Annotated in this window: 4 protein-coding genes; 2 read left to right on the top strand and 2 right to left on the bottom strand. The window is 58.6% G+C overall.

Going from position 1 to position 6326, the window contains the following annotated elements:
• Positions 1 to 162: 162 nt before the first annotated feature.
• A complete protein-coding gene (locus NW853_RS05300; RefSeq protein WP_414335877.1) occupies positions 163 to 564 on the bottom strand; it encodes a hypothetical protein in 402 nt (133 codons plus the stop codon).
• A gap of 165 nt (positions 565 to 729) precedes the next feature.
• Here NW853_RS05300 and NW853_RS05295 point away from each other — a divergent pair, with 165 nt between their 5' ends.
• A complete protein-coding gene (locus tag NW853_RS05295) occupies positions 730 to 1539 on the top strand; it encodes a Ycf66 family protein (protein WP_414335878.1) in 810 nt (269 codons plus the stop codon).
• Between the two features lie 40 nt (positions 1540 to 1579).
• On the opposite strand, the gene ppc is transcribed toward NW853_RS05295, so the two are convergent.
• A complete protein-coding gene (ppc, locus tag NW853_RS05290) occupies positions 1580 to 4516 on the bottom strand; it encodes a phosphoenolpyruvate carboxylase (protein WP_414348193.1) in 2937 nt (978 codons plus the stop codon).
• Positions 4517 to 4759: 243 nt separating this feature from the next.
• Between ppc and ribD the strand changes: the two genes are divergently transcribed.
• Positions 4760 to 5860 (top strand): bifunctional diaminohydroxyphosphoribosylaminopyrimidine deaminase/5-amino-6-(5-phosphoribosylamino)uracil reductase RibD, encoded by a 1101-nt coding sequence (ribD, locus tag NW853_RS05285; protein ID WP_414348195.1) that lies wholly within the window; start codon positions 4760 to 4762, stop codon positions 5858 to 5860.
• Positions 5861 to 6326 lie beyond the last annotated feature (466 nt).

The raw sequence follows: 6326 nt of genomic DNA, 5'->3' as shown, positions 1-6326 counted from the left end.
TTGGGGGTGGTCGCGTGAGCGGCGCGGAGCGCTTGGGCTGCCTCAGGGAGAGGGGATCGTCTGTTGTTGGCTTAGAGCAGCCGGGAGCTATGCTAGTCTCAACGCGCCCTGGCAGCAAGGGTGAGAGGCTCAGACGGCTTGGGAAAAAGATCGGTAGAGCATTCAGGAAGATAGCTTCTCGCGCAAGCGGGCTTCCCATTGTTGCAGTTGCTCTTGGCGGGCGGCCACCTCGGCTTCTCGACGGCTCAGCTCTTGGCTTTGGCGAGTCAAAGATTGCCGCCAGCTTTCGATCTCCGACAGATCCACCAGACTGCGGTTTTGAGACAGGCTGTGCAACATCTCCACCAGCTTCATGGCCGCCTCTTCCAGCCGCTCTACCCGCCGCTGTTCCGAGAGCTCAACCAGCAGCAACACGCCAACGTTGTAAGGGCCAGCATCTTTGCAGGTGACCCACTCTGGCTGGCGCAGTGGGATCCAAACCCCTTCTTCGGCCTGGCGAGCCAAGAGCTGCAGCTCCCCCTGGCCGAAGAGACTCTTTTTGTGTACCCGTGCCAGATACAGCATGGAACATGCAGGAAGATGTTGCCGATTTTAGCACCGATCCCATGGATTCAAGAGGGATCCAAACCCGGGTGTTGTCCGTGCCGGCGGGAGGATCGATGTTAGGATCGGCTGTGGAATGGGTAAGGCTTAGCGCTCTCCCCTCTTCATTGTTTAGGGATCCCTGGCATGTTTCTCACCCAAAGCCCCTATTTTTTGATGGCAGCGCTGGTGGCGATTGCCAGTGGAGCCATCTTCGCAGTTCGCTTTATCAAGCGAGAGGCCTCCGCTGAATCGGATGTGATTTTCGCCACGATGGGCCTGATCTATTCCATCTGTTTGCTTCTGGAGGGTCAGCGGCTCATCCCGTTGCTGTTTTTTGCCCAGGTGCTGCTGGCGGTGATGGCCGGCTGGTTTGCCATCGAAACTTTCCGGTTGCGGATTCTCTTGAGCGAAAAGGTACGGCAGGTGGGCGGGGTTCGTCCAGCCGTTCGCAAGAAAGACTTCAGCCGTACCTACCCCCTAGATGACTATGCCCAAGGACGCACGGTTTCTGCTCGGGCCGAAGGATCCCGCATTCGCGATACCTCCTCTTACAGTCGCGCCATTCCCAAACGCAGCAGCGAAGAGCCTGGGCGTCGCCCCAGGCCCCAACTGACCAGCGATACCCGTGTGCGTCCGCGCCGCCGACCCGAAGTGGATGAGTATTACGACGAGCCAGGATCCCGCCAAGACACCGGCTACGATGAGCCGGCCCCGCCGCCAGAGGCCCGCCGCCCCCGTCGCCCTGCCACCGAAGAGTATCCAGAGGATGTAGATACGCAGGAGGAGCGCGGCACAGGCACGGTCACCCGCCGCCGTCCCCCACGTCTGCCCCAAGACCAAGGAGAAGGCTACCCGGATGAAGCCCCCCGTCGTCCCTCCCGCCGCGTTGTCGAGGTGGAATCGGTCGAGGTGGAAGAGGCGGAGCCAGAAGAGTACGATGACGACCTGTTCTGAAGATCTGAACCAATCTGAGCTTGGCCGGCGTTTGAGGGGTTCAGCCGGTGTTGCGCATTCCGGCGGCAATGCCGTTGATGGTGAGCATGGCTCCGCGCAGGAGTTCAGCGCGGTTGTAGCGCGTGCGCCCGGCGCAGGCTCCTTGGTGCTCTCGCAGGCGCTTGAGGAGAGAGACCTGAATAAAGCCCAAGGGCACAATCGAGCGATTGCGCAACTGCACTGAGCGCCTCAAATAGGGGTCGTTCTCCAACAGTTCCCTGTGACCCGTAATCTGCAGCACCATTGTGCGCGTGCGGTACATTTCTTGGGCAATGCACTCAAACAGCTCCATCGCCCGCTGCAAACGTTCTGGAGAGCTCATCTCCCGCACGTAGTGACGCGCTATTTGCAGATCCACCTTGGCCAGAGTCATCTCCACTTTGGAGATCACCATGCGGAAGAAGGGCCACTCGCGGTAGAGGTGCTGCAGGTGGTTGAGGTTGTGCTCGCCCTTAGCCACGTATTCTTGTAGGGCGGTGCCGACCCCATACCAGGCCGGCAAGAGAAAGCGGCTCTGCGTCCAACTGAATACCCAAGGAATAGCCCTCAGGGATCCAATATCTTTCGAGCCACCGCTGCGGCGAGCAGGACGGGAGCTGATCTGCAGTTGGCCGATCTCTTCTATGGGGGTAACCTCATGGAAAAACTCCACAAAACCCTCCTGCTCGTAGACCAGGTTGCGGTACACCTGGCGGGAGCGCTCTGCCAAGGATTCCATCAAGCGCGACCACTCGTGCAGGTCGTTGGGGTAGGTGCGCAGCAGGCTGGCCTGGATCACAGCGCTGGTAACGGTTTCCAGGTTAAAAATGGCCAGATCTTGGAGGGAATACTTGGAAGCCAACACCTCTCCCTGCTCGGTAATCTTGATGCGGCCTCCCACGCTGCGCCCCGGCTGGGCCAAAATCGCCTCGTAGGCCGGCCCTCCCCCGCGCCCCACCGAGCCGCCCCGGCCATGGAAGATCTGCAGCTTCACACCATAGGACTCGGCCACCGCCTGCAGGCGTTGTTGGGCTTTGTAAATCTCCCAGTTGCTGCTTAGAAAGCCAGCATCCTTGTTGCTATCCGAGTAGCCCAGCATCACCTCCTGTAAGTCTTCTTGCTGAGCTAAGTACTGGCGGTAGAAAGGGATCTCCAACAACTGCCGCAGCACCTCTGGCGCTCGCTTTAGGTCTTCAACAGTCTCAAACAGCGGCACCACTGCCAGGGATCCGCGCCCGCTGATGGGATCGTAAAGGCCCACCTCCTTGGCCATCAACAAAACTTCCAGCAGATCGCTCAACTGGCGGCTCATGCTGATCACATAAGTTTGGCAGATGGCCAGGCCAAATTCCTGCTGCAGACGGCGCAGGGTGCGAAAGGTGGCGATCAGCTCCGCCGTTTTCTCGGAAAAAGGGCTCTCCAGGGGGATGAGGGGCCGACGGGTCTGCAGCTCCTGCAGAAGAAAAGCCGTTTTTTCCTCTTCCGTCATCTGGCTATAGGGCCGCGGCAAAATGCGCAAGTACTCAAAGATCTCGGTGAGAGCGGCCTCGTGGTAGCTGCTGTCTTGGCGGATATCCAGGTGGGCCAGGTGAAAGCCAAACACCTGCACCTGTTGGATGAGGTGATCCAACTGGCGGCAAGAAAGGCCACTGTTTTTCAAACTTTGCTGGATAAGCTGCAAGTCGGCCAGAAATTCTTCCGCATTGGCGTAGGCGTTGTCCACAGGGGGAGGGGCGGGCAGACAGGCGGAGTCGGCCAAGTTGCGGTTGCGCTCCCGCGTCAACTCCAGCCGCCGCTGCATATAACTGAGCTTGAGACGGTAGGGCTCTTGGCGATACTGCAGCGAAAACGATTCGTAAACCTCCGGCATGAGGCGGTGATCTTGCTCGAGGGCATCCAGCAGTTGGCTGTCCACATCCCCCCAGTGCAAAGAGACGCTCAGGGTTTTGGTGAGCGCCTTCACCGATTCGATGTACTTGCCCAAAATCAGGTTGCGCTGGTAGCGGGCCGTTTGCCAGGTAACATCGGCGGTGACGGAAGGATTGCCATCCCGATCCCCGCCCACCCACGAGCCGAAGTTGCAAAATCCTGCCGGCGGCGGCTCAACGCCGGGAAACGCTTTTTTCAAGCTGCGGCTGAGGTATTCGTGCAGCAGCGGGATAGCCTGAAACAAAACCTCTTCAAAATAGTGCAAGGTGTAATCGACTTCGTTCAGAACGGTCGGTTTGGACTGATGCAACTCGTCGGTGCGCCACCAAAGCAAAACCTCTTCCGCCATCTGTTCTTTCAACATCTGGGCCTGCAAAGGCTGAGTCTGTTCTGCCCAATCCAGTTGGCTGAGCAGGCGAGAGAAGGCCCGTTGCTTTTCCCGGATGGTGTGGCGGACGATCTCGGTGGGGTGGGCGGTGAACACCATGCGAATGTGCAACTGCTCCAGCAGTCGGCGCAGTAGGCCTGGCGGCACTCCTTGAGCCCGCAGGTAAGGGAACAACCGTTCAAATTTTTCGTTTTCCCGCACCGTGCGCTGCTGGCTGTCCACCATGCGCATGTCGGAGTCTTCGGCCCGTTCGTAGTGCTGTTCAACAATGTTGATCAACTGGAAAAACAGGGCAAAGGCGCGCGCCGTTTGAATGGTGGCATCGAGGCTGAGATGCTCGATAATTTGCAGCACCTCTGGGATCGGGTACTCCAGGGCTTGTCCTTCTGGGGAACACATGGAACGCAGCCGCCGCAACAGCTCCACCAGAGACTGCCCGCACTCCTGCAGGATTACGGCTTCCCAGAGTTCTTCCACCAGTTGCAGGCGACGGTTTAACAGGTTGTTCCTGTGGTTGAAGGCTTCGTTGATTTGGAGGGGATGGGCCAAGGGATCGCGTTCCCCAAGCAGGGCAGCCTCCTTCAGCCCGTTGGCAGAAGCCGCTGCCCACTCTGCAGCGGTCAGGTGGGGGGAAGAGGTCATGAAGGCAGCTCCTAGAACAACCATCCCAATATTAGAGCCTGTTTGTCGAAACCCAAGATGTAGCAGGTATCACGGTCAGGAGGTTGTGAATTGGCGGGGGCAACTTCTTGCCCGTATCTGGATCGATACCCACCTCTTGACGTCAGGTAGCCGAGCTAGAATTTAGAGCATCTATCGTAGCTTTTGACCGTCAACTGGCAGCTCTATAGCCAGCTTCAGCCCCCTGGACTGGACGCCCATTTTATGACCTCGGATCGGCAATGGATGGAGCGGTGTTTGTCCCTGGCCCGTTCCACATCGCAGCGCCCCTCTCCCAATCCGCGGGTGGCCTGCGTGATCCTGCAGGGGGAGCAGGTGGTGGGAGAAGGCGTTCATCCAGGGGCCGGCCAGCCCCACGCAGAGGTGTTGGCTCTGCAACAGGCGGGATCCCTGGCCAGGGGCGCCACCCTCTACGTCAACCTGGAGCCCTGTAACCACTATGGGCGTACCCCCCCCTGCACCGAGGCCATTCTGGCGGCTGGGATCCAGCGGGTGGTGGTGGGAATGCAGGATCCCAATCCCCTGGTGGCCGGCAAAGGGATCCGCCGCCTGCAGGAGGCCGGGGTTGAGGTAACAGTAGGGGTGCTGGAGCAGGAGTGCCAAGAATTGAACGAGGGCTTTGCCTTCGCCATTGTGCAGAAACGGTGTTTTGGCCTGCTGAAATACGCCATGACCCTAGACGGCAAGAGCGCCGCCGCCACCGGCCACAGCCAGTGGATTAGCAACCCCCTGGCGCGAGAGTGGGTTCACCGCCAGCGGGCCTGGCACGATGCAGTCATTGTGGGATCGAAAACTGTCTGGCACGATAACCCCCGCCTCACCTGCCGCCTGCCGGATTTTCAGGGATCCCAGCCCCTGCGGGTGGTTCTCAGCCGCTCTCTGAATCTGCCCCCGCTGGCGCACCTGTGGCAGGTGGAAGAAGCACCAACTTTGGTGATCACCGAAGCCCCAGAGACCCATTCCCTCTGGGGATCCCTGGCCAAGCAAGGGGTGGAGCTGCTGCACCTGGATCAAGTAACCCCGGCCCAGACAGCACAGGCCCTCTTCGAGCGAGGCTGTCTGAGCGCCCTCTGGGAATGCGGCGGCACCCTGGCCTGGGCAGCCCTCAAAGATGGGGCCATCCAGAAAGTGGCCGCCTTCATCGCCCCCAAGATCTTGGGCGGGGCCGACGCCCCAACCCCCGTAGGAGGAGAAGGGATCCCTGACGTTAACCAGAGCTGGCAACTGCTGGAGCCGCAACTGCAGACTGTGGGGGATAACTGGCTGATCACCGGGAAGATCCCCTCTTCTAGCCCCGATGACTAAGAGATCGATTGTTGACAAATTCGCGAGGGCTATCCGGAGGGTTTTAAGTGTCTGAACGAACAGACTGATATCTGTTCAATGTAAATGAATATACTGATCAGAAAAATACAGCATTCTTGCAAAGTAGGTTTCAGAATTGAGCTCAACTGTGCTATGCTGGCCGATATTCTAGGGGGTCATAAGGATCTTTCGGTAAGGCCAGCAAAATCAAGCTGTAGGGATCTGTCAAGATTCTCCTGAGGTGAACCTTGTGAAAGGTAATGACGAAGGCTCTAGCTTCTTTGTCCAGTCGTTTTTCATTGCTTGCCCGGCGAGCTGATTGAGAACTTTCCCAGTACAAATCCTGGTAGGGAGAACCATCATGTTAAACCTTTTTGCCGGCCTGCTCTTTACCTCGCCTTACCTCAGCCTCTCAGGAAATGTCCTCATTGAAGGATTGGGGGAGTGGGTTTTCGCCGATCATCAA

The organism is Synechococcus sp. H55.11, from assembly GCF_047462475.1.
In the GTDB taxonomy this organism is placed as follows: Bacteria; Cyanobacteriota; Cyanobacteriia; order Thermostichales; family Thermostichaceae; genus Thermostichus.
Note: the sequence above shows the minus strand (reverse complement) of the source record. Positions and strands in the feature narration are given on the sequence as shown.

Bases quoted from the DNA above. Each gene is read 5' to 3' on its own strand.
- NW853_RS05300 (WP_414335877.1), bottom strand. From the start codon at position 564: ATGCTGTATCTGGCACGGGTACACAAAAAGAGTCTCTTCGGCCAGGGG.
- NW853_RS05295 (WP_414335878.1), top strand. From the start codon at position 730: ATGTTTCTCACCCAAAGCCCCTATTTTTTGATGGCAGCGCTGGTGGCG.
- ppc (WP_414348193.1), bottom strand. From the start codon at position 4,516: ATGACCTCTTCCCCCCACCTGACCGCTGCAGAGTGGGCAGCGGCTTCT.
- ribD (WP_414348195.1), top strand. From the start codon at position 4,760: ATGACCTCGGATCGGCAATGGATGGAGCGGTGTTTGTCCCTGGCCCGT.